Origin of the sequence: Klebsiella sp. GL120222-02, from assembly GCF_003097195.1 — a bacterium.
In the GTDB taxonomy this organism is placed as follows: domain Bacteria; phylum Pseudomonadota; class Gammaproteobacteria; order Enterobacterales; family Enterobacteriaceae; genus Klebsiella; species Klebsiella variicola.
Genome location: NZ_QEQO01000007.1, coordinates 1 through 20806, shown reverse-complemented (window position 1 = coordinate 20806; position 20806 = coordinate 1). Strand labels below are relative to the sequence as shown.

Below are 20806 nucleotides of genomic sequence, written 5' to 3'. Positions count from 1 at the left end.
GGCCGGAGCCCGGGGGTACAGGGGGCGGCGGCGACTGGCCGCCCCCTGTGCGCTCCCTGCGCCATGAGAGACATAACGCAGAAAACTAACCGGGAGCGCAATGTGCGCTGAAGCCACTAATAACATAAAGGATCGCACGATGGTGCTTCCCCTCACCCTAACCCTCTCCCGGAGGGAGAGGGAACCGTCCGGTCGTCGTTTCCGTGGCAAACATATTGCCGGGTGGCGCTTCGCTTACCCGGCCTACATAACCATTAAATTTCAGAAGGTTAACCATCACCGTAGGCCCGCGCAAGCGCAGCGCCGCCGGGCAAAAGGTATCGCACCGGGCCAAACGAAAAAAAGCCGGAGGTTTCCCTCCGGCTTTTCTCATTTACATCACGCTATGCCTTAGGCCACATCTTCATACTGCGGCACCGGGTTGCGGAAGCTTTTGGTCACGCAGGCCAGATAGACCAGACCGATACCGGCCCAGATCAGGCCCAGAATCATCGAGCTCTCTTCCAGGTTGACCCACAGCGCGCCAACGGTCAGGGCGCCGCACATCGGCAGGAACAGATACTGGAAGTGGTCTTTCAGCGTCTTGTTGCGTTTCTCACGGATCCAGAACTGCGAAATCACCGACAGGTTAACGAAGGTAAACGCTACCAGCGCACCAAAGTTAATCAGCGCCGTCGCCATCACCAGGTCGAAGTTAATCGCCAGCAGCGCAATAGCGCCGACCAGGATGATGTTCATCGCCGGGGTGCGCCAGGTCGGGTGAACATAGCCGAAGAAGCTTTTCGGGAACACGCCGTCACGGCCCATCACGTACATCAGACGCGCCACGCCAGCGTGCGCCGCCATACCGGACGCCAGCACGGTGATGGTGGAGAAGATCAACGCGCCAACCTGGAAGGCTTTACCTGCTACGTAGAGCATAATTTCCGGCTGTGACGCATCCGGATCTTTAAAGCGCGAGATATCCGGGAAGTACAGCTGCAGGAAGTAGGTGGCAAAGATGAAGATCAGGCCGCCGATCAGCGCGGTCAGGAAGATCGCCCGCGGGATGACGCGCTCTGCATCTTTGGTCTCTTCAGACAGGTTGCTGATGCCGTCGAAGCCGGTAAACGAGAAGCACAGGATCGTCGCCCCGGTAATCATCGGGATCACGTGCGCGTCACCGGACCAGAACGGACGGCTGCTGGCCAGCGTACCGGCGCCTTCGCCTTCAAACACGCCATAAATCACCATGCCGAGAATAACGGCAATCAGCACCACCTGCAGCACCACGATCACGGTGTTGAAGTTGGCCACGGATTTAATACTGCGCAGGTTAAAGGCGGTCATAAAGGCGACCAGCGCGATAACAAACACCCACGACGGAATCGAAGGCACCAGCGCTTCAAAATAGATTTTCGCCAGCAGAATGTTGATCATCGGCGCGAACAGGTAGTCGAGCAGCGAGGACCAACCCACCATAAAGCCGACGGTCGGGCTGATGGATTTCTGCGCATAGGTATACGCCGAGCCGGCAGAAGGGTAACGACGTACCAGCTTGCCATAGCTCAGGGCAGTAAACAGAATGGCGATTAACGCAAAGGCGTAGGCCGTCGGCACGTGACCGTCGGTCATACCAGAGACGATACCAAACGTATCGAACAGCGTCATCGGCTGCATATAGGCCAGGCCCATCATTACAACCGGAACTAACGTAAGCGTTTTACGTAATTCCACGCGAGAGGTATTTGGAGTAGCGTTATGCGACATAGTTATCCCCTTTTACGGTGAACGCCAGCGCGTAAGCAAAAAATTGCCCCATTTCTTTCTATTCCTCAGCGACAACGACTGTCGGTTTTTAGTAAATATCTATCCGGTACGAAGCCCGGCCTCTTGGTATTGAATGATGTGTCTTTCGACCAAAAAAATAACCGACACTTTTAAAAAAAGCGTCGGCTAGTCTCTGGTTTTCAGGCCGCATATTTTGCAACAAATTCAACGGCGTTGACAAGATGTTATGAAGTTCATTGCGTAAGCGTATTTTTTAACGTGCTAATATCTATACGATTTCCGTATGATAAATTGTAAAAATAGCACTATTTGCTAATAGCGTTTCCCGCCACCATTTGCTGGCCAAACCGCAGGTGGCGTCATTCCAGGCGATCCAGGCATGCTGGCGGGGCGACAGCCCGCGAACCGCCATGCTGATGAGCTCGCCGCTCTCCAGCAGCCCCTGCACCTGGTAACGCGGCAGACAGCCCCAGCCCAGCCCCATGCGCAGCAGCGCCAGCTGCCCCGCGGCGTCACACACCGTCAGGGTCTCCTGATCGCTGAGCAGCGCCCCGCCCTCGCCGGTGGCCACCGCCCGGTAACGGCGCAGGGTCCGCCAGCTCAGCGGAGCGCGGTGTCGCGCCAGCGGATGCTGCGGGGAAACCACCAGCAGCAGCTCCAGCTCGCCGAGGGGGAGATAGTCATAGCCGCTCAGCGGCGGCGGCTCGCCGAGGGCGCCCAGCAGCAGATCGGCCTGCCCGTCAGTCAGCGGCCGCCAGTCCAGCAGCGAGGGGTTCAGCGTGAAGTGCAGCCGGGTCAGCGGCTGTTGTTGATAAAATGCGGCGATCAGCGGCGAAAGCTGCGCCACGGGAAAAGTGCAGTCCACCGTCAGGCGGAGGGTGTGCTCCCACCCCTGCTGCAGCTTGACCGCCCGGATCTCCAGTTCGCGAGCGATATGCAGCACCTCCCGCCCTTTCTCCAGCAGCATTTGTCCGGTGGGGGTAAAGCGCGCGCGGTGGCCGCTGCGGTCAAGCAGCTGAATATTGAGATCGCTTTCCAGCCGGTGAATGGTGTAGCTCAGCGCCGAGGGCGTTTTAAAGAGCTTTGCCGACGCGGCGGCAAAGCTCCCCTCTTTTTCCAGCGCGTCGAGGATCACGAGGACATCCAGCAGTGGTTTCATCGCTCCCCCCTTACGGTATGCGAATTACCGCTGGTAGATCACTCCATCGGCATCACCAGCGGATCGGGGTACTGGTACTCAAACCCCAGCTCATTGCAGATACGATTGCCATCCACAATCTTGCCCTGACCGCCGTCCGGGCTGTCGCTGAACACCGGCGGCGGCAGCCCCAGTTCACGGGCCATTTGCGGATAAAAGAGGCCACGCGCCGGATGGCGGGGCGCACATAGATTATAGATATGCCCGCCCTTCGGGGCCTGCAACAGCAGTTCGATAGCGGCCACCACATCCTGCAAATGCACCAGATTGACCACGTGCTGGCCATCCGGCGCCGACTTGCCGGCAAAAAAACGTCCCGGATGACGGGAAGGCCCCACCAGCCCGGCCAGACGCAGAATATCCACCGAGGTTCCCGGCAGGTTGTGCAGCCAGTCCTCCAGCTCCTTGAGCACCTGCCCGCTGGCGGTTTGCGGCAGACGCGGGGAGTTCTCTTTCACCGTGCCATTGACGTTGCCATACACCGAGGTGGAACTGGTGAAGACGATCCGCGGAATATGGTGCGCCAGCGCGGTATCGACAATCTCCTGCACCGCCTGCAGATAAAACCCTTCTCCCGCCCCGGTACGCCGGGCCGGCAGCGTGATCACCAGCGCATCGACGTTCATCAGCGCGTCGAGGTCCTCGGTATCACAGACCAGCTGCGGCTCCAGGCGCAGCGGATAGCTGTCAATCCCGCACATCCGCGCCGCCTCCACGCCATCCTGCGTGGTTTTACTGCCGGTGACCTGCCAGCCTCGCGCCATCAATGACAGCGCCAGCGGCATTCCCAGCCATCCCAAACCGACTATCGCGACCTTTTTCATCCCAGGCTCCTGACTCTTTCGCTGTGCTGATTACAGGCTACGCCAGCCAGCGGCAACTGACAATTTCTTCGCTCAATGTGAAATGAATTAATGATAGAAAAAAGCCCTTGCTTTCTGCGGCGGAAGTGGTTTAGGTTAAAGGACATCAAATGCATAGTCATTCACAGAGAATTTTTATGAACCGCGTTCAATTTAAACACCACCATCATCACCATCATCCTGACTAGTCTTTCAGGCGATGTGTGCTGGAAGACATTTGGATCTTCCAGTGGTGCATGAACGCGCAGAGAGCCCCCGGAAGATTCACTTCCGGGGGCTTTTTTTTGGACCAAATTCGGACAGATTCAGACAGGTATTCAGAGGAAAAGAACAATGTTAGACAACACCCGTTTACGCATAGCTATTCAGAAATCAGGCCGTTTAAGCGAAGATTCACGCGAATTACTCAGCCGCTGCGGCATTAAAGTCAATTTGCACACCCAGCGTCTGATTGCGCTGGCGGAAAATATGCCAATCGACATTCTGCGCGTGCGTGATGACGATATCCCGGGCCTGGTGATGGACGGTGTTGTCGACCTCGGCATTATCGGCGAAAACGTGCTGGAAGAAGAGCTGCTCAGCCGCCGCGCTCAGGGCGAAGACCCGCGCTACTTCACCCTGCGCCGTCTCGACTTCGGCGGCTGCCGCCTGTCGCTGGCGACCCCGGTGGATGAAGCCTGGAACGGCCCGGCGGCGCTGGATGGCAAACGCATCGCCACCTCTTACCCACACCTGCTGAAGCGCTACCTCGATCAAAAAGGTATCTCCTTTAAATCCTGTCTGCTGAACGGCTCCGTGGAAGTGGCGCCGCGCGCCGGCCTCGCCGACGCCATCTGCGACCTCGTCTCCACTGGCGCCACCCTGGAAGCCAACGGCCTGCGCGAAGTGGAAGTGATCTACCGCTCCAAAGCCTGCCTGATCCAGCGCGACGGCGAGATGGCCGACGCCAAACAGCAGCTGATTGACCGCCTGCTGACCCGTATTCAGGGCGTGATCCAGGCCCGCGAGTCGAAATACATCATGATGCACGCTCCGACCGAACGCCTGGAAGAAGTGGTTGCCCTGCTGCCGGGCGCCGAGCGTCCGACTATTCTGCCGCTGGCAGGCGACAAGCAGCGCGTGGCGATGCACATGGTCAGCAGCGAAACCCTGTTCTGGGAGACCATGGAAAAACTGAAAGCGCTGGGCGCCAGCTCCATTCTGGTGCTGCCGATTGAGAAGATGATGGAGTAATCGGCCAGCCGGTCACGGGACACACAGGGGAAAACAATCATGAGCTTCAACACAATCATCGACTGGAACGGCTGTAGCGCAGACCAACAGCAACAACTCTTAACGCGCCCGGCGATTTCCGCCTCCGACAGCATCAGTAAAACGGTGGCGGAGATCCTCGATAACGTCAAAGCCAACGGCGACGCGGCGCTGCGCGAATACAGCGCGAAGTTTGATAAAACCACCGTCGCCGCGCTGCAGGTGAGCGAGGCGGAGATCGCCGCCGCCGGCGAACGCCTCAGCGACGAGCTGAAGCAGGCGATGGCGGTGGCGGTGAAAAACATCGAGACCTTCCACAACGCGCAACAGCTGCAGGCGGTGGATGTCGAAACGCTGCCGGGGGTGCGCTGCCAGCAGGTCACCCGCCCTATCGCCTCCGTCGGGCTGTATATTCCGGGCGGCTCGGCGCCGCTGTTCTCCACGGTGCTGATGCTGGCGACGCCGGCGCGCATCGCCGGCTGTCAGCAGGTGGTGCTCTGCTCGCCGCCGCCGATCGCCGATGAGATCCTCTATGCCGCGCAGCTGTGCGGCGTGAAAACCATCTTTAACGTTGGCGGCGCCCAGGCCATCGCCGCCCTCGCCCTCGGGACCGAGTCGGTGCCGAAGGTGGATAAAATCTTTGGCCCGGGTAACGCTTACGTCACGGAAGCCAAACGTCAGGTCAGCCAGCGTCTGGACGGCGCAGCCATCGACATGCCGGCCGGCCCGTCGGAAGTGCTGGTGATCGCCGACAGCGGCGCCACCCCGGACTTTGTCGCCTCCGACCTGCTGTCGCAGGCGGAACACGGCCCGGACTCGCAGGTGATCCTCCTGACCCCGGACGCCGACCTCGGCAGCCGCGTCGCTGAGGCCGTCGAACGCCAGCTGGCCGCCCTGCCGCGCGCGGAAACCGCCCGCGTGGCCCTCTCCGCCAGCCGGATCATCGTGGCCCGCGACCTGGCGCAGTGCGTGGCTATCTCCAACCAGTATGGTCCGGAGCACCTGATCATTCAGACCCGTCAGGCCCGCGAGCTGGTGGACAGCATCACCAGCGCCGGTTCGGTTTTCCTCGGCGACTGGTCACCGGAATCCGCGGGCGATTACGCCTCGGGCACCAACCACGTCCTGCCGACCTATGGGTATACCGCCACCTGTTCGAGCCTCGGCCTGGCCGACTTCCAGAAGCGGATGACCGTGCAGGAGCTGTCGCGCGACGGCTTTGCCGCCCTCGCCTCAACGATTGAGATCCTGGCCGCCGCCGAGCGCCTTGACGCCCACAAAAACGCCGTAACGCTGCGCGTTGCCGCCCTGAAGGAGCAAGCATGAGCATTGAAGATTTAGCCCGCGCCAACGTCCGTGCGCTGACCCCGTATCAATCCGCTCGCCGTCTGGGCGGCAAAGGCGACGTCTGGCTGAACGCCAACGAATTCCCGACCGCCGTGGCTTTCCAGCTTACTGCGCAAACGATGAACCGCTATCCGGAGCCGCAGCCGAAGGCAGTCATCGAGAGCTACGCCCGCTACGCCGACGTCAAACCGGAGCAGGTGCTGGTCAGCCGCGGCGCCGACGAAGGGATTGAGCTGCTGATCCGCGCTTTCTGTGAGCCCGGCAAAGACGCGCTACTCTACTGCCCGCCCACCTACGGCATGTACAGCGTCAGCGCCGAGACCATCGGCGTCGAATGCCGCACCGTGCCGACCCTCGCCGACTGGCAGCTCGACCTGCCGGGTATCGAGGCGCAGCTGGACGGCGTGAAGGTGGTCTTTGTCTGCAGCCCGAACAACCCGACCGGTCAGATCATCGATCCGCAGTCGATACGCGACCTGCTGGAGATGACTCGCGATAAAGCCATCGTGGTCGCCGACGAAGCCTATATTGAGTTCTGCCCGCAGGCGACGCTCGCCGGCTGGCTCAGCGACTATCCGCACCTGGTGGTGCTGCGCACGCTGTCCAAAGCCTTCGCCCTTGCCGGCCTGCGCTGCGGCTTCACCCTCGCCAACGCCGAGGTGATTAACGTGCTGCTGAAAGTGATCGCTCCGTATCCGCTCTCCACGCCGGTGGCCGATATCGCCGCCCAGGCGCTGAGCGCGGAAGGCATCGCGGCGATGCGCCAGCGCGTGGCGCAGATCCTCGACGAGCGCCGCTACCTGGTGGAACAGCTGCGCGGCATCGCCTGCGTGGAGCAGGTCTTCGATTCCGAGGCGAACTACGTTCTGGCGCGGATAACCGCCTCCAGCGCAGTGTTTAAATCTTTGTGGGATCAGGGCATTATCTTACGTGACCAGAATAAACAACCTTCATTGAGCGGCTGTTTGCGTATCACTATCGGTACCCGTGCCGAGAGCCAGCGCGTGATTGACGCCTTGACTGCGGAGAATGTATGACCCAGAAGTATCTCTTTATTGACCGTGACGGCACCCTGATTTCCGAACCGCCGGTGGATTTCCAGGTGGACCGTTTCGACAAGCTGGCGTTTGAGCCGCAGGTGATCCCGGCGCTGCTGAAGCTGCAGCAGGAAGGCTATAAGCTGGTGATGATCACCAACCAGGATGGCCTGGGAACCGACAGTCTGCCGCAGGAAGCATTTGATGGCCCGCACAACCTGATGATGCAGATCTTCGCCTCGCAGGGCGTCAATTTCGAAGAGGTGCTGATTTGTCCGCACTTCCCGGGCGACAACTGCGCGTGCCGCAAACCGAAAACGCAGCTGGTGCTGCCGTGGCTGGAAGACGGCGTACTGGATAAAAGCCACAGCTATGTGATTGGCGACCGGGCCACCGACCTTGAGCTGGCGGATAACATGGGAATTACCGGCCTGCGCTATGACCGTGAGACCCTGGACTGGCCGACCATCAGCGAGCAGCTGACCCGCCGCGACCGCTATGCCCACGTCGAGCGCATCACCAAAGAGACCCAGGTGGACGTGAAGGTGTGGCTGGACCGCGAAGGCGGCAGCAAGATCCACACCGGCGTCGGCTTTTTTGACCATATGCTCGACCAAATCGCCACCCATGGCGGCTTCCGCATGGAGATCAACGTCGGCGGCGATCTGTACATCGACGATCACCACACCGTGGAAGATACCGGCCTGGCCCTCGGCGAAGCCCTGAAGCTGGCGCTTGGCGACAAGCGCGGCATCAACCGCTTCGGCTTCGTGCTGCCAATGGACGAGTGTCTCGCCCGCTGCGCGCTGGATATCTCCGGCCGTCCGCATCTGGAGTATAAGGCGGACTTCACCTATCAGCGCGTCGGCGATCTGAGCACCGAGATGGTGGAACACTTCTTCCGCTCGCTCTCTTACACCATGGCGGTGACCCTGCACCTGAAAACCAAGGGCAAGAACGATCACCACCGCGTGGAGAGCCTGTTCAAAGCCTTTGGCCGTACGCTGCGCCAGGCGATCCGCGTCCAGGGCGATGCCCTGCCGTCTTCCAAAGGGGTGCTGTGATGAATGTGGTGATCCTTGATACCGGGTGCGCCAACCTCAATTCGGTGAAATCGGCGATTGGCCGCCACGGCTATGAGCCGGTGGTCAGCCGCGATCCGGAGGTGGTATTGCGTGCCGATAAACTGTTTCTTCCCGGCGTCGGCACCGCCCAGGCGGCGATGGACCAGCTGCGCGACCGCGATCTGATCGACCTGATTAAAGCCTGTACCCAGCCGGTGCTGGGGATTTGCCTGGGCATGCAGCTGCTCGGCAAGCGCAGCGAGGAGAACAACGGCGTCGATCTGCTGGGCATTATCGAAGAAGAGGTGCCGAAGATGACCGACCACGGTCTGCCGTTGCCGCACATGGGCTGGAACCGGGTGTATGCCAAAGCAGGCGATCGTCTGTTCCGCGGCATTGAAGAAGGCGCGTATTTCTACTTCGTGCACAGCTACGCCATGCCGGTCAACCCGTACACCATCGCCCAGTGCAATTACGGCGAGGCGTTCACCGCCGCGGTGCAGAAAGATAACTTCTTTGGCGTGCAGTTCCACCCGGAGCGCTCCGGAAGCGCCGGGGCGCAGCTGCTGAAAAACTTCCTGGAGATGTGATGATTATTCCTGCTTTAGATTTAATCGACGGCACCGTCGTTCGTCTCCACCAGGGCGATTACGGCCAGCAGCGCGACTATGGCAGCGATCCGCTGCCGCGCCTGCAGTCCTATGCCGCTCAGGGAGCGGAAGTCCTGCACCTGGTCGACCTGACCGGGGCGAAGGACCCGGCGAAACGCCAGATCCCCTTGCTGAAATCGCTGGTCGCCGGCATTGACGTCCCGGTACAGGTTGGCGGCGGCGTGCGGACCGAAGCGGATGTCGCGGCCCTGCTTGAGGCCGGCGTCGCCCGCGTGGTGGTCGGCTCCACCGCGGTGAAATCCCCGGAGGAAGTGAAAGGCTGGTTTAAACGCTTTGGCCCTGAACGGCTGGTGCTGGCGCTCGACGTGCGCATTGACGCCGACGGCAACAAGCAAGTGGCGGTCAGCGGCTGGCAGGAAAACTCCGGCGTGACGCTGGAGGAACTGGTGGAAAGTTATCTGCCGGTCGGCCTGCAGCATGTGCTGTGCACCGATATCTCCCGCGACGGCACGCTGGCAGGCTCTAACGTCTCGCTGTACGAGGAAGTCTGCGCCCGCTACCCGCAGGTGGCGTTTCAGTCATCCGGCGGCATCGGCGATCTCAAAGATATTGCCGCGCTGCGCGGCACCGGGGTGCGCGGCGTGATTGTTGGTCGCGCGCTGCTGGAAGGTAAATTCAACGTAACGGAGGCCATTCAATGCTGGCAAAACGGATAATCCCCTGCCTCGACGTCCGCGACGGCCAGGTAGTGAAAGGCGTGCAGTTCCGTAATCACGAGATCATTGGCGACATCGTTCCGCTGGCCAAGCGCTATGCCGACGAAGGGGCTGACGAACTGGTGTTCTATGATATCACCGCCTCCAGCGACGGCCGGGTGGTCGACAAGAGCTGGGTGTCGCGCGTGGCGGAAGTGATCGACATTCCTTTCTGCGTGGCGGGTGGGATCAAGTCGCTGGAAGACGCGGCGCAGATCCTCTCCTTCGGCGCCGATAAGATTTCGATTAACTCCCCTGCTCTCGCCGACCCGACGCTGATCACCCGCCTTGCCGACCGCTTTGGCGTGCAGTGCATTGTGGTGGGGATTGATACCTGGTTTGATGCAGAGACCGGCAAATATCACGTCAACCAGTATACCGGCGACGAGACCCGCACCCGGGTGACGCAGTGGGAAACCCTCGACTGGGTGGAGGAAGTGCAGAAGCGCGGCGCGGGCGAGATCGTCCTCAATATGATGAACCAGGACGGGGTGCGCAACGGTTACGACCTGCAGCAGCTGGCGAAGGTTCGCGCGGTGTGCCATGTCCCGCTGATCGCCTCCGGCGGCGCGGGCACCATGGAACACTTCCTCGAAGCCTTCCGCGACGCCAACGTTGACGGCGCGCTGGCGGCCTCGGTATTCCACAAACAGATTATTAATATTGGCGAACTGAAAGCGTACCTGGCGGCACAGGGCGTGGAGATAAGGGTATGTTGACTGAACAGCTGGACTGGGAAAAAACGGACGGCATGATGCCGGCCATCGTGCAGCACGCCGTATCCGGCGAAGTGCTGATGCTGGGCTACATGAACAAGGAGGCGCTGGAGAAAACCGAAGCCACCGGCAAGGTCACCTTTTACTCACGCACCAAACAGCGACTGTGGACCAAGGGTGAAACCTCGGGCAATGTCCTCAACGTAGTGAGCATCACGCCGGACTGTGACAACGATACGCTGCTGGTGCTGGTGAACCCGATCGGGCCGACCTGCCACAAAGGCACCACCAGCTGCTTCGGCGAAACCGGCCACCAGTGGCTGTTCCTCTATCAGCTGGAGCAGCTGCTGGCCGAGCGTAAGCACGCCGACCCGGAGAGCTCCTACACGGCGAAGCTGTACGCCAGCGGCACCAAGCGTATTGCGCAGAAAGTGGGGGAAGAAGGCGTGGAGACCGCGCTGGCCGCCACGGTGAACGACCGCTTCGAGCTGAAGAATGAGGCGTCGGATTTGATGTACCACCTGCTGGTGCTGCTGCAGGACCAGGGGCTGGATCTCGGGGAAGTGATTGATAATCTGAAGAGTCGTCACTAACGCGTTAACCCCCGCCGCAACGGCGGGGGTAGCAGGCCTCAGGATTTGCTTTCCAGCAGCGTAGTGTAGAGATTGACGTAAGCGTCAATCATATGGTCGGCAGTAAACATCTCTTCAAAACGACGACGCGAGTTTTCGCCATAGCGGCTGGCGGTTTCATCGTTATGCCAGAGCTCGTTCATCGCCTCCACCAGCGCCTGACTGTCATTCGGCGGGATCACACAGCCATTCACTTTGTCCTGGTTAATGAACGAGGTCCCGGTGCCGATCTCGCAGGAGATCAGCGGCCTGGCGAAGCGCGCGCCTTCCAGTAATGTAATGCCAAACGCCTCGGAGCGCAGATGCGAGGGGAAGACCACGCCCCGGCAGAGCTGGAAGAGAATGTATTTATCTTCGTCGTTGAGCATGCCGGTAAACACCACATTGCTCAGCCCGCGCTGCTGCGCTTCACGACGCACTTCCGCCTCCAGCGGCCCGCCCCCGACGATCACCACCGGCAGCCGGCTACGCTCGGCGGCATCCAGCAGAATGTGCAGCCCTTTGTAGTAGCGGAAAGCGCCAACGAAGAGGAAGAAGTTATCGCCGACGGTTTCCCGCCAGTGCGCCACCCGCTGCGGATCGTGCTGCACGTCATGCTGCTCCAGACCAAACGGGATCACCACGGTTTTATCCTGATATTTTTTCAGGGTCTGGCTGGAGGCCACGTAGTTGGGCGACGAGGCGACGATGCAGTCTACGCTGGCGAGGAATCGCTCCTGCAGCGGCTGGTACAACTTCATTAACCGTTTTTGTTTCACAATATCCGAGTGATAGGTCACCACCGTTCTGGCGTCAGGCCGCGCCGAGAGATGCAACATATCCATGAATGGAAACGGAAAATGGTAGTTGATGATGTCGTAATCATCTTTAATCTGCTTAAAACGCTTTAACGCTTTCAACGAAAACGGCGTGGAGGCAATTTCAAAAAGCTGCTTATTATAAATGACCCGATGGTCTTCGTAGGCGACAGGACCTGTCTCTTTGTCCGGGCTAAAAGTAAAAACATCGGCTGCGATTCCCCGGCGGGCGCAGCCCTGACTTAGCTGATAAATGACCTGCTCAATACCGCCGTAGGTATCGGGATAGTAGGTCTTATAGACGTGTAGAACTCTCAACTGACACCCTTAGAGTAATTTATAGGCGTTAATGGTCTGGGTCGTACAGTTCTCCCACGAAAACTGTTTCGCCTGGGCAAGACCGCGCGCGGTGGCGATTTCCCGCCAGCTATCATCCTGCAGGCTCTGCAAAATATGCGCGCTAATCGCGTCTACATCATTAGGATCGGCAACGAGGCCGGCATCGCCAACCACCTCAGGCAAAGAAGTGACATTGGAACATACTACCGGCACACCGCAAGACATCGCTTCAAGAATAGGTAAACCGAATCCCTCATAGAAGGAGGGATAAACAAAGGTTCTGGCCGCCGCGTACAGATAAGGCAGGTCTTCATCCGGGACATAGCCCAGGTAACGGATCCACCCTTCACGCGTACCGCGCTCGACTAACTGCCACAGCACATCGTCTTCCCATCCGCGATAACCGCTGAGGATCAGCGGGTAGCGCATGCGGGTCTCCATCGGCAGCAGCTGATAGGCCTGCAGCAGACCGCGGATATTTTTGCGCGGCTCCATGGTGCCGATATATAACGCATACCCCTGCCACGCCAGCTGATATTTCTGCAGGACCGGCAGGCACTCCGCCGGGCTGCGCGGAATATAGTCGCTGCTGCAGGCCAGCTTGGTGGTGACGATCCGATCCGCCGGATAGTTGAACAGGCGGATGATTTCACTGCGCGAGAAGTCGGAGACGGTCAGGATCAGCTTCGCCGAATCCAGGCTCTCGTGCAGGGACTTCTCCATATAGCGAACCCGATCTTTTGGATGATATTCCGGGCAGGTAAAAATGGAGATGTCATGAAACGTGGTCACGGCGCGTTCCAGGCGATGCGGCAGATAGAAATTGGGACCATGGTAAATGTAGTCTTTGTAATCGCGCAATGCCCACGCCTGGCGCCGCGGATGCAGCAGGCGATACGCCTCAATCAGCAGCGGCTGGCGGCGCAGAAACGCCGACAGACGACCATGATTGCTGGCTTTGGTATCGCTTTTATTCTCCACCTGGGGGATCTGATCGATAAACGACGCGCCGTGAAACAGCTTCAGCTCTTCGATTTCACGGGCAACCGCCAGCCGCTTAACCAGCTCCAGGGAATACCGACCGATGCCCGTTAATGGGTATTTAATTGGCTCAGTAGCAAAAATAATTTTCATAATAAATGACACATCATCATCTAGCTCCCCTTGTATTCAAAGGCAAAAAATACAAGGGGGAATATTTTTATTTAAAATATTTAGCTTTAGCTAAGCCTTGACACATATTAACCAGGCGGCGTGAAACAGCATAATAATCATGTTGTTCACGCCATGCATCGGCACGTTGTTGAGTCCTGGTAGCCCAGGCGTCCTGTTCACGGATGGAATGAAGGATCCGGTCAATCCCCTGACTGATATCGTCGACGCTGCATCCATCAAATTTAAAGACCGCATCGTCCAGATCATCAAATATCGCCAGGGGTGTTACCGCAACAGGTTTTTGGGTTGCCATGCCATAACGTACCGCTCCGCTAGCTGACTCACCCGTATTCTGGTAAGCAAAAATCAGTAGATCAGCTTCTGAGAGCAGCCGCAAACTTTCCGCATCAGGCAGGAAATCATTATGCATCTCAATGAGATCGTTAACACCTAGCCGCTGAGCTGCCGCTTTAAGTTCTGCCACCAGATCGCGTGATTCTCCAACCGGATACTCCGCGTTAACCAGACGCAAACGAACCGGTTTCCCCGCCTGCTTGAGGCGATGGACGGATTCTACCAGCTCCATCAGGCCCTTATGCGGTAAGCAGAAGCCATAGCTCGCAATTAACGGTAAAGCCTGCTGTTGACGCGCGGCGCTCCCAGCAGCGTAGTTGATAACACCATGCGGAAATAAAGCAACATTATCGGTTAAGCCTAAATCTTTAAGGCGGTTCATATCGGCAATTGAATGCACCAACAATCGGTCACAAAGCGCCAGCGCATCCGCCATTTCGGCAAGGCGGAAATTCCAGGTCGGCTCTTTTTCCAGCGGATCCACAGTTGAATGCATCGTCATGACAACCGCTCGACCGGCGTCATGCTGGCGACGAATAAACGCCGACAGTTCGCGATGATTAAAGAATCCATAGTTAAACTGGATCACGATGACATCAAGTCGCAGAGCATCAATTTGTGGCTGGAGATTTTCAAGATAGTTATTTTCTTTACCCACAATCCAGTTGCGCAGTACAAACTCTTCGTCTGCACACACAAGATCTCCAGCGCTGACCTGGGGAGCAAAAACAACATCCGCGCCATGCGGTGCGCTCTCCAGCAAATGCTGAGAATAGGTTGCGATCCCACATTTCGTGTTCCAGGTCGTCAACCAGCCAATTCGCGCCCGATGCTGAGCAATATCAATATGCGCACGCAGCGTCTTAACTGCCTGACGAGAACGATCAGCCACCGCTTTCCAGGTAAACTGCTGCAGAATAAGCTCGCGACCAGCATCAGCCATGTCACGCAGCACTGATTTATCCGTCGAGGCTGCAGCTTTTAACGCATCCGTTAAGTTGTCAATGTCCACACTGGCCCATGTCGAGGCAAACAGACCAAAGTGTGTTTTTACCCGGGTAAACTGATAGTTAACCAGCCATGAATTTTGTGAATTAACAAAATCTAGTTGACCGCTCCAGTTAGTGACGATGGCTGGAAGCCCACTCAGCATTGCTTCAGCGATAGGTAAACCAAAGCCTTCGGCGCAACCTGGAGCAACCAGAACATCGCAGCTTTCATAAAGCCCTTTAAGCTGGCTGGCTGACATATCCTCTTTGATTATTTCAACTTTGGGGTAGTCCGCGAATTGAGCCTGGGCGTGTGCCAGCCACGCGTCAATTTCATTGTGTGGATTGTTAAAAGTCTTAATGATCAAGATAACATTGTCACGACGAGTGAACGCCCTGCCCCAAGCCTGAAGCATTGCCTGCACCCCTTTTCGTGGGAAGCAGGAAGAGACATGCAGGAAACGGAAGGTGCCCTCATCCACATCTTTTGCCGTTTCAGCTGCTGTGGTGAGCCAATGATCGCAGCCGTTGCCTACAACAAATGCAGGCACATTCAAGCCGTTGTCAATCAATACCTTACGGACATGTTCTGAAGTACACAGCACGCCGTCAAGTTCCCGGTTAAATTCATTAATCCACGGCTGTGGAAAACCCGTTTCTTCCCAGGCATAGCAATGAAGGAGTTTTACTTTGGCATCCATATCGGCAACCCGCGGTGGATAGATATTTCTGCTAAGAATATCTATCTTTTCGTTACTCTTGCGGGTACGACATTGATTATAAAATGCCAGAAGATCGCTATTTTCCGGCTGTGCCATAAACGAGGCATCCGGCGCAAAATCGCCCGGCCCTTCAGTGGAGTGCAATAGTACTTCTACACCATCGGCTGAGAGTGCCCGGGCAAACTCCCGATTCACCAGCGCCAGACTATATGAGCTATCGAAGGGACCTTCCACACGCCAGGTCAGCGCCTTATCATCAATTTGATACAGCTCAGCCGTCTTCAGATTGTAATCGATGGCCGTTGCGCACAAACGCAGATCGCGCTCTTCTGGCTGACAGTGAGAAATAGCAAGGATCCGCTGAATTAGTGCCTCAGGCAAGACCTGCACGGTGCCGGCGTCTTCTGTCGCAATCTTCTCGAAAGCTTCCAGAGCCGTCACGGCAGCGTTGTCCCAGGAGAAATTACGTGCTTGCTGCTGAGCCATTTCCTTCAGGCGCGCCAGGAATGGAGCATCATTCAGACATTGCGCGATCTTTTCCCGAATGGAAGAGACAGAATACGGGTCGAATAATGCCTCAGGATTACCGATGACTTCAGGAATACTGGTGACATTTGAGCCAATGGCCGGTGCGCCGCACGACATTGCTTCCAGAACAGGCAGCCCAAAGCCTTCATGCAGCGAAGCAAAGATGAAAAGCTTACACAGACGATAGAGTTGAATCAGCTCATTTTCCGGCACGTAGCCAGTCAGAACCAGTTCACCCTGCTGCAACCCATTACCTGACGCCAGGGATTCCAGATACTGACGATCCCCAATGGACAGCTTACTAACGATAACCAATTGATGGCTGCGACGTAGAGCATCACTGAGTCCTGCATAGGCCTCAATCAATCGCTTAAAGTTTTTCCTGGAGTCAAATCCACCTGGTGCATACAGCACAAACTCGCGCTGAATACCGTAATGGCCAAGGACGGACTCTTTCTCGCTCGCTGTCACTTCCGCCATACAAAACTGAGGATCGGCTGCAGCTGCAATATTCTGCACATGGTCGCCCTGCAAATGCAGATGCTCAATCGCTTCCTGTGCCGTATAAGCGGAGTTAGTTAGCAGAAGGTCAGCGTTTTTTAACCATTCCACTTTCTGTAAATAATAGGATTTGAATACATCATCCAGCAGATAGGTCTCAGCCTGCACCAGGGGAATAAGATCGTGATGCAGTACGGCTACTTTGTACTGACGACTAAATTTGTGTACCGAAGTGGCCGCATCGTCGACATGACCTTCAAACAAGCTTGTAATGAAAACGACATCCGGACGCAATGATTCAAGAAACGCTTCCCGAATCAGTTCTGCGCTCTCCCGACGCCATTCATTACCTTTATCCATTGCACGTACTGGTCCTGCAGCATGCCAGACGACTATGTTGTCTGCTGGCAGGAGATCAGCAAATTGCGCCTTAACATCAGTAATCGACTCACCCAGCATAGCGGATAGCGCGATGAAAACCTCATGTCGATTGTTATTTCTAATAATCGCTCTGGCGATAGCAATACTATAACGACCAATGCCACGAAAGCGGCTTTCCGTCTGCGCGCCTTGTAAATCAATGACAATACGCATCGTTATTTCTCCGTATTTTTATTTTTTAATTCGTTATAAATACTCAACGCGCGACTTGTCATTTCTTCAGTACCCACATCATATCTTCTGGACTGCATCATCATCGTGTCAGATTGCACCAGCATTACGCGCTGGAACAAACGCTGTAGCAATGTGTAGCAGCCGGTTTTTCTTAGAAATTTAAACAGATAAACCTTTGACTTAGGATAACGATGGAAAAAGACCAGCGAGAGCGCCATCCCTTTGCGCAATATTTTTTTCGCCGCCCGACGGGCTCGTACTTTAGCCCCTTCCTGACGCAGTAATTGGCGTTGCAAAGACAGCCAGCGTAGAGGTTGAGTGATACGCCATGAACGGCTGTTATGCAAATCTGCCACTTGCTGATGAAGCTGATTGTTCTGACCAATGACATGATTTAGTTCGTCAACCTGGCCTTGCAACGTCTGAATATTCTCTGCCATTTTGCTTAGCTGGCGCGTATATGTCTGGTTTAACGTCTCCAGCTGTGAGGCAAAGGATGAGAACTGTTGGCGTAAAATTGCATCGTAACGGTTGCTCAGGACATCCAGCGTCAGACCATACTGTTGGGTAAACAGGGTTTCAAAGCGTTCAAGAACATCTGCAGGCGCTGCTTTCTGAGCAATGATGCTGTAATCGGGGCTAACACCTTTAAGCACATCGACCAGATTAACCGCTGCGTCCGGGGATTTGAGAGCCTCTTTTTCCTGTAGACGAACGGTAATTGCCCGGTTAAAACCATAATGAATAGGTAAAAACTCAAGCAATGGCGGCGGCAAAGGGTGATTATGCGTTGGATCCATATAAAATGAACAGGTCCCGACGCTTACATTCTCCGGGTTCGGCGTTTCGAGGATTAGCAAACCGCCAGGTTTCAGCACCCGTAAGGTATGCATGACGAGCTGCTGCAATACCTCAAAGGGCAAATGCTCAGCAATATGGAAACCAGTCAACGCTATCAGACTCTGGTCTGCTTGATTTTGCAGAAACTGCAGACAATCCATTTTCTGCACGTTCAGCCCGGCTTCCTTGGCACGTGCCAGCATGCCATCATCGAGATCGACGCCGATGTTCGCAATACCATTTTCAGTCAGGATTTCCAGCCATTCACCACGTCCACAGCCAATATCCGCAATCACGCCTTCGGGATAAAGATCCTTCAGACGAGACAAGAAAGGTAAATAAAAACTCAGGCGGTTCTTGATATCTTCAACCGAACCTCTGTGTCGTTCTTCAAATGAACGATAAAACGACGAACCCATTAAGAAATCTCCAGTTCAGGTGGCAACCAGGACACGCCGACAAACTCTTGTTGTTCCGTGTTAACGACGTTGAATACCACGGCCAGATCGCGCCATTCATAGTTTTTGCCGAGGTGCGTACTGGAAGTATGCAACGCGACAGCGACAGAATAGGAGCCAACCCCCAACCTCGCATCAAAAGAGAATAAAAACGAACGCTTTTCGCCTTTTTTCAGGCTGGTGAGTGTTTGTTTGAGATGATGCGTATTGGTCCCGAAAATCGGTTGCCCAAGTCGATCCTTGATCATATAACCGACGACGAGCTCAGGGATATCAGCCTTAACCTCAACATTAACCTGCAAGCTGATCCGATGCCCTACCGAGGCAAATTCAGTCACATTGCCCTGTTCATCGAGAAGATGAACCTCAGAGATTGTCACTTCACCAGTGCCTGAAACAGTTTGCGTTTTACCGTTGTGCTCAACTTGTTTAATGGACTGATTTTGCTTATCGGCAAGAAGCGCATTGTAATAATCCATCACCGCTTCAGGCTCGCCTTCCATCTCAATGTGGCCTTTGTTCAACAAAATAGCCCGGTCGCAAATGCTCTGGATCGCCTGTTTATCATGAGATACCAGCAGCAACGTGGTTCCTTCCAGACGGAATTTACGGATACGTTCGAAACTTTTATGCTGGAAATAGGCATCCCCAACGGATAACGCTTCATCAATAATCAGCACATCAGGACGGATAGCGGTCGCTACGCTAAAAGCTAATCGAACCTGCATACCACTGGAATAGACGCGCACCGGCTGGTCGATATAATCCCCGATCTCCGCAAACTCTTCGATTTGCGGCATCAACTCAGTAATTTTCTCAGAGGATAACCCCAGCAGTTGCCCTGACATATAAACGTTCTGTCGGCCAGTGAAATCAGAATGAAACCCCATACCCAGTTCGAGTAAGGCAGCGACACGGCCTGAGATTTCAATCTCTCCGGTCGTTGGCCTGGACGTACCGGTAATAAGTTTAAGTAGGGTACTCTTGCCCGCACCGTTGATACCGATAATACCAACCGCCTCTCCCGGAGCAACTTCGAAATTAATGTCGCTGAGGATCCATTTAAGATTATGGCGTTTTGTATTCAGAGGGGATAACCATTCGATCAGTCGCCCAGTTTTTGAGTGATACTGGCGATATGCCTTACCGACATTTTTTACTCTGATATAACTCATTATAATTCATCCACCATATCCGCCGCATGCTTGCGGAACATCCTGAAACCGATGACGCAGAAAATAATGGCGAGAGCCAATACTGGCCATAGCGAATACCAGTTGGGCGCCTGATGGTAGGCGAAGATGGACTGATAAGATTGCATGACCCGAGTCATCGGATTATAAAGCAGCAGATTTTTCGCCCATGCTGGTAATGAATTCAGTACGTAAACAATGGGAGTGAACCAAAACCAAAATTGCAGTGCAACCCCAACCAGTTGCCCCACATCCCGGAAAAAGACGTTCATCACACCGAGGATCATACCCAGCCCACCGGCAAAAAGGATCTGCAAAAGCAGAACCGGTATCACCGAGAAAAACAGCCAGCCAGGGAAGTTACCAGTGACAATGATAAAAATCAGAAACAGGCTGAAGATAATCGCGAAATTAAGCACTGCTGATAACGTCACGATGATCGGCAGACAAATTTTCGGAAAACTTAGTTTCTTGATCAGATTAGCATTATTGATGAATACGCTCTGACCTTTATCCAGCATCTCTGTAAACAATCCCCAGGTCAGTACCCCAGAACAGAGATAAATACTGTAGGCAAACGGCCCGGTGTTGTCGGGCATTCTGGCCTTCATCACCTCGGAAAAGACCAGGGTATAGACCAAGATCATAGAGAGCGGTTGTAAAACGAGCCATAACGCGCCCAGCATACTGGTTTGATAGCGTGCCTGAAAATCACGCTTAACACTGCTCCAGATAAATCCCCGATAACGATAAATCGTCGTTAGTAAATCTCTCACCTTATTCCCCGCTTAACAGGTGTAACAGCTCGGTCGTTTTCTCATTCATTAACGCAGTATCCGCTCTGGACTCAACGTTCAGACGCACCACCGGCTCGGTATTGGACGTGCGCAGGTTAAAGCGCCACTCAGGGTATTCAATACTGATACCGTCCGTTGTGTCGATGTGTGCGGCCGCCGGCTCATACTGCGCACGGATGCGCGCTATCGCCTCCGCCGCATTCCCCAGCTTGCGGTTGATCTCCCCCGACGCCGGGAACGCCGCCTGGCGGTCCGCCACCAGCGATTTCAGCGA

At 55.8% G+C, this 20806-nt stretch carries 18 protein-coding genes, 1 pseudogene and 1 other annotated feature; of the genes and pseudogenes, 9 read left to right on the top strand and 10 right to left on the bottom strand.

Features of this window, described 5'->3' with window-relative positions; all coding sequences use genetic code 11:
- Nucleotides 1-390 precede the first annotated feature (390 nt).
- The 3 genes from plaP to N438_RS19425 form a co-directional block, all read right to left on the bottom strand.
- Nucleotides 391-1749: a putrescine/proton symporter PlaP gene (gene plaP / locus N438_RS19440; RefSeq protein ID WP_004148994.1), complete on the bottom strand. Its 1359-nt coding sequence runs from the start codon at nucleotides 1747-1749 to the stop codon at nucleotides 391-393.
- Nucleotides 1750-2038: 289 nt separating this feature from the next.
- Complete coding sequence (locus N438_RS19430; protein ID WP_039104116.1) at nucleotides 2039-2929, bottom strand: LysR substrate-binding domain-containing protein; 891 nt, start codon at nucleotides 2927-2929, stop codon at nucleotides 2039-2041.
- 38 nt (nucleotides 2930-2967) lie between these two features.
- Entirely contained in the window at nucleotides 2968-3792 is an 825-nt protein-coding gene (locus N438_RS19425) for an SDR family oxidoreductase (RefSeq protein ID WP_008804116.1), read from the bottom strand.
- Between the two features lie 176 nt (nucleotides 3793-3968).
- On the opposite strand from N438_RS19425, the gene hisL reads away from it, so the two are divergent.
- The 9 genes from hisL to hisIE all read left to right on the top strand — a co-directional run bounded on the left by hisL (nucleotide 3969) and on the right by hisIE (nucleotide 11205).
- Complete coding sequence (hisL, locus tag N438_RS19420; protein ID WP_004899375.1) at nucleotides 3969-4019, top strand: his operon leader peptide; 51 nt, start codon at nucleotides 3969-3971, stop codon at nucleotides 4017-4019.
- Nucleotides 3995-4117, top strand: a sequence feature (His leader region). Its footprint overlaps the gene before it by 25 nt.
- 47 nt (nucleotides 4118-4164) lie before the next feature.
- Nucleotides 4165-5064, top strand: coding sequence for an ATP phosphoribosyltransferase (gene hisG, locus N438_RS19415; protein WP_002912152.1), 900 nt, complete (start codon nucleotides 4165-4167; stop codon nucleotides 5062-5064).
- A 39-nt stretch (nucleotides 5065-5103) separates the two neighbouring features.
- Nucleotides 5104-6408 carry a histidinol dehydrogenase gene (gene hisD / locus N438_RS19410; RefSeq protein ID WP_008804115.1) on the top strand — a complete coding sequence of 435 codons (1305 nt, stop codon included), beginning with the start codon at nucleotides 5104-5106 and terminating at the stop codon, nucleotides 6406-6408.
- Nucleotides 6405-7466, top strand: coding sequence for a histidinol-phosphate transaminase (gene hisC, locus N438_RS19405; protein WP_012967604.1), 1062 nt, complete (start codon nucleotides 6405-6407; stop codon nucleotides 7464-7466). The genes hisD and hisC overlap by 4 nt, the downstream gene beginning before the upstream one ends.
- Entirely contained in the window at nucleotides 7463-8530 is a 1068-nt protein-coding gene (hisB, locus tag N438_RS19400) for a bifunctional histidinol-phosphatase/imidazoleglycerol-phosphate dehydratase HisB (protein ID WP_008804114.1), read from the top strand. Before hisC ends, hisB begins: the two co-directional genes overlap by 4 nt.
- Nucleotides 8530-9120 carry an imidazole glycerol phosphate synthase subunit HisH gene (gene hisH, locus N438_RS19395; protein WP_008804113.1) on the top strand — a complete coding sequence of 197 codons (591 nt, stop codon included), beginning with the start codon at nucleotides 8530-8532 and terminating at the stop codon, nucleotides 9118-9120. The genes hisB and hisH overlap by 1 nt, the downstream gene beginning before the upstream one ends.
- Nucleotides 9120-9857, top strand: coding sequence for a 1-(5-phosphoribosyl)-5-[(5-phosphoribosylamino)methylideneamino]imidazole-4-carboxamide isomerase (gene hisA, locus N438_RS19390; RefSeq protein ID WP_116696424.1), 738 nt, complete (start codon nucleotides 9120-9122; stop codon nucleotides 9855-9857). Before hisH ends, hisA begins: the two co-directional genes overlap by 1 nt.
- Nucleotides 9839-10615 carry an imidazole glycerol phosphate synthase subunit HisF gene (gene hisF, locus N438_RS19385; RefSeq protein ID WP_008804112.1) on the top strand — a complete coding sequence of 259 codons (777 nt, stop codon included), beginning with the start codon at nucleotides 9839-9841 and terminating at the stop codon, nucleotides 10613-10615. The genes hisA and hisF overlap by 19 nt, the downstream gene beginning before the upstream one ends.
- Nucleotides 10609-11205 carry a bifunctional phosphoribosyl-AMP cyclohydrolase/phosphoribosyl-ATP diphosphatase HisIE gene (gene hisIE, locus N438_RS19380; RefSeq protein WP_008804111.1) on the top strand — a complete coding sequence of 199 codons (597 nt, stop codon included), beginning with the start codon at nucleotides 10609-10611 and terminating at the stop codon, nucleotides 11203-11205. The genes hisF and hisIE overlap by 7 nt, the downstream gene beginning before the upstream one ends.
- A gap of 38 nt (nucleotides 11206-11243) precedes the next feature.
- Here hisIE and wbdC read toward each other — a convergent pair whose 3' ends face one another.
- The 7 genes and pseudogenes from wbdC to N438_RS19345 all read right to left on the bottom strand — a co-directional run.
- On the bottom strand, nucleotides 11244-12359 hold the full coding sequence (wbdC, locus tag N438_RS19375; protein WP_004184789.1) for an N-acetyl-alpha-D-glucosaminyl-diphospho-ditrans,octacis-undecaprenol 3-alpha-mannosyltransferase WbdC: 1116 nt from the start codon (nucleotides 12357-12359) through the stop codon (nucleotides 11244-11246).
- Nucleotides 12360-12368: 9 nt separating this feature from the next.
- Complete coding sequence (locus N438_RS19370) at nucleotides 12369-13514, bottom strand: glycosyltransferase family 1 protein (RefSeq protein WP_008804110.1); 1146 nt, start codon at nucleotides 13512-13514, stop codon at nucleotides 12369-12371.
- 67 nt (nucleotides 13515-13581) lie between these two features.
- Nucleotides 13582-17223: a glycosyltransferase gene (locus tag N438_RS19365; RefSeq protein WP_023322960.1), complete on the bottom strand. Its 3642-nt coding sequence runs from the start codon at nucleotides 17221-17223 to the stop codon at nucleotides 13582-13584.
- 2 nt (nucleotides 17224-17225) lie between these two features.
- A complete protein-coding gene (locus N438_RS19360; protein ID WP_008804108.1) occupies nucleotides 17226-18503 on the bottom strand; it encodes a class I SAM-dependent methyltransferase in 1278 nt (425 codons plus the stop codon).
- A complete protein-coding gene (gene wzt / locus N438_RS19355) occupies nucleotides 18503-19717 on the bottom strand; it encodes an O8 family O-antigen export ABC transporter ATP-binding subunit (RefSeq protein ID WP_023322961.1) in 1215 nt (404 codons plus the stop codon). The genes N438_RS19360 and wzt overlap by 1 nt, the downstream gene beginning before the upstream one ends.
- Nucleotides 19717-20511 carry an O8 family O-antigen export ABC transporter permease subunit gene (gene wzm, locus N438_RS19350; protein ID WP_008804106.1) on the bottom strand — a complete coding sequence of 265 codons (795 nt, stop codon included), beginning with the start codon at nucleotides 20509-20511 and terminating at the stop codon, nucleotides 19717-19719. Before wzm ends, wzt begins: the two co-directional genes overlap by 1 nt.
- A 1-nt stretch (nucleotide 20512) precedes the next feature.
- Nucleotides 20513-20806: pseudogene (locus N438_RS19345) on the bottom strand (phosphomannomutase CpsG); the annotation flags it as partial.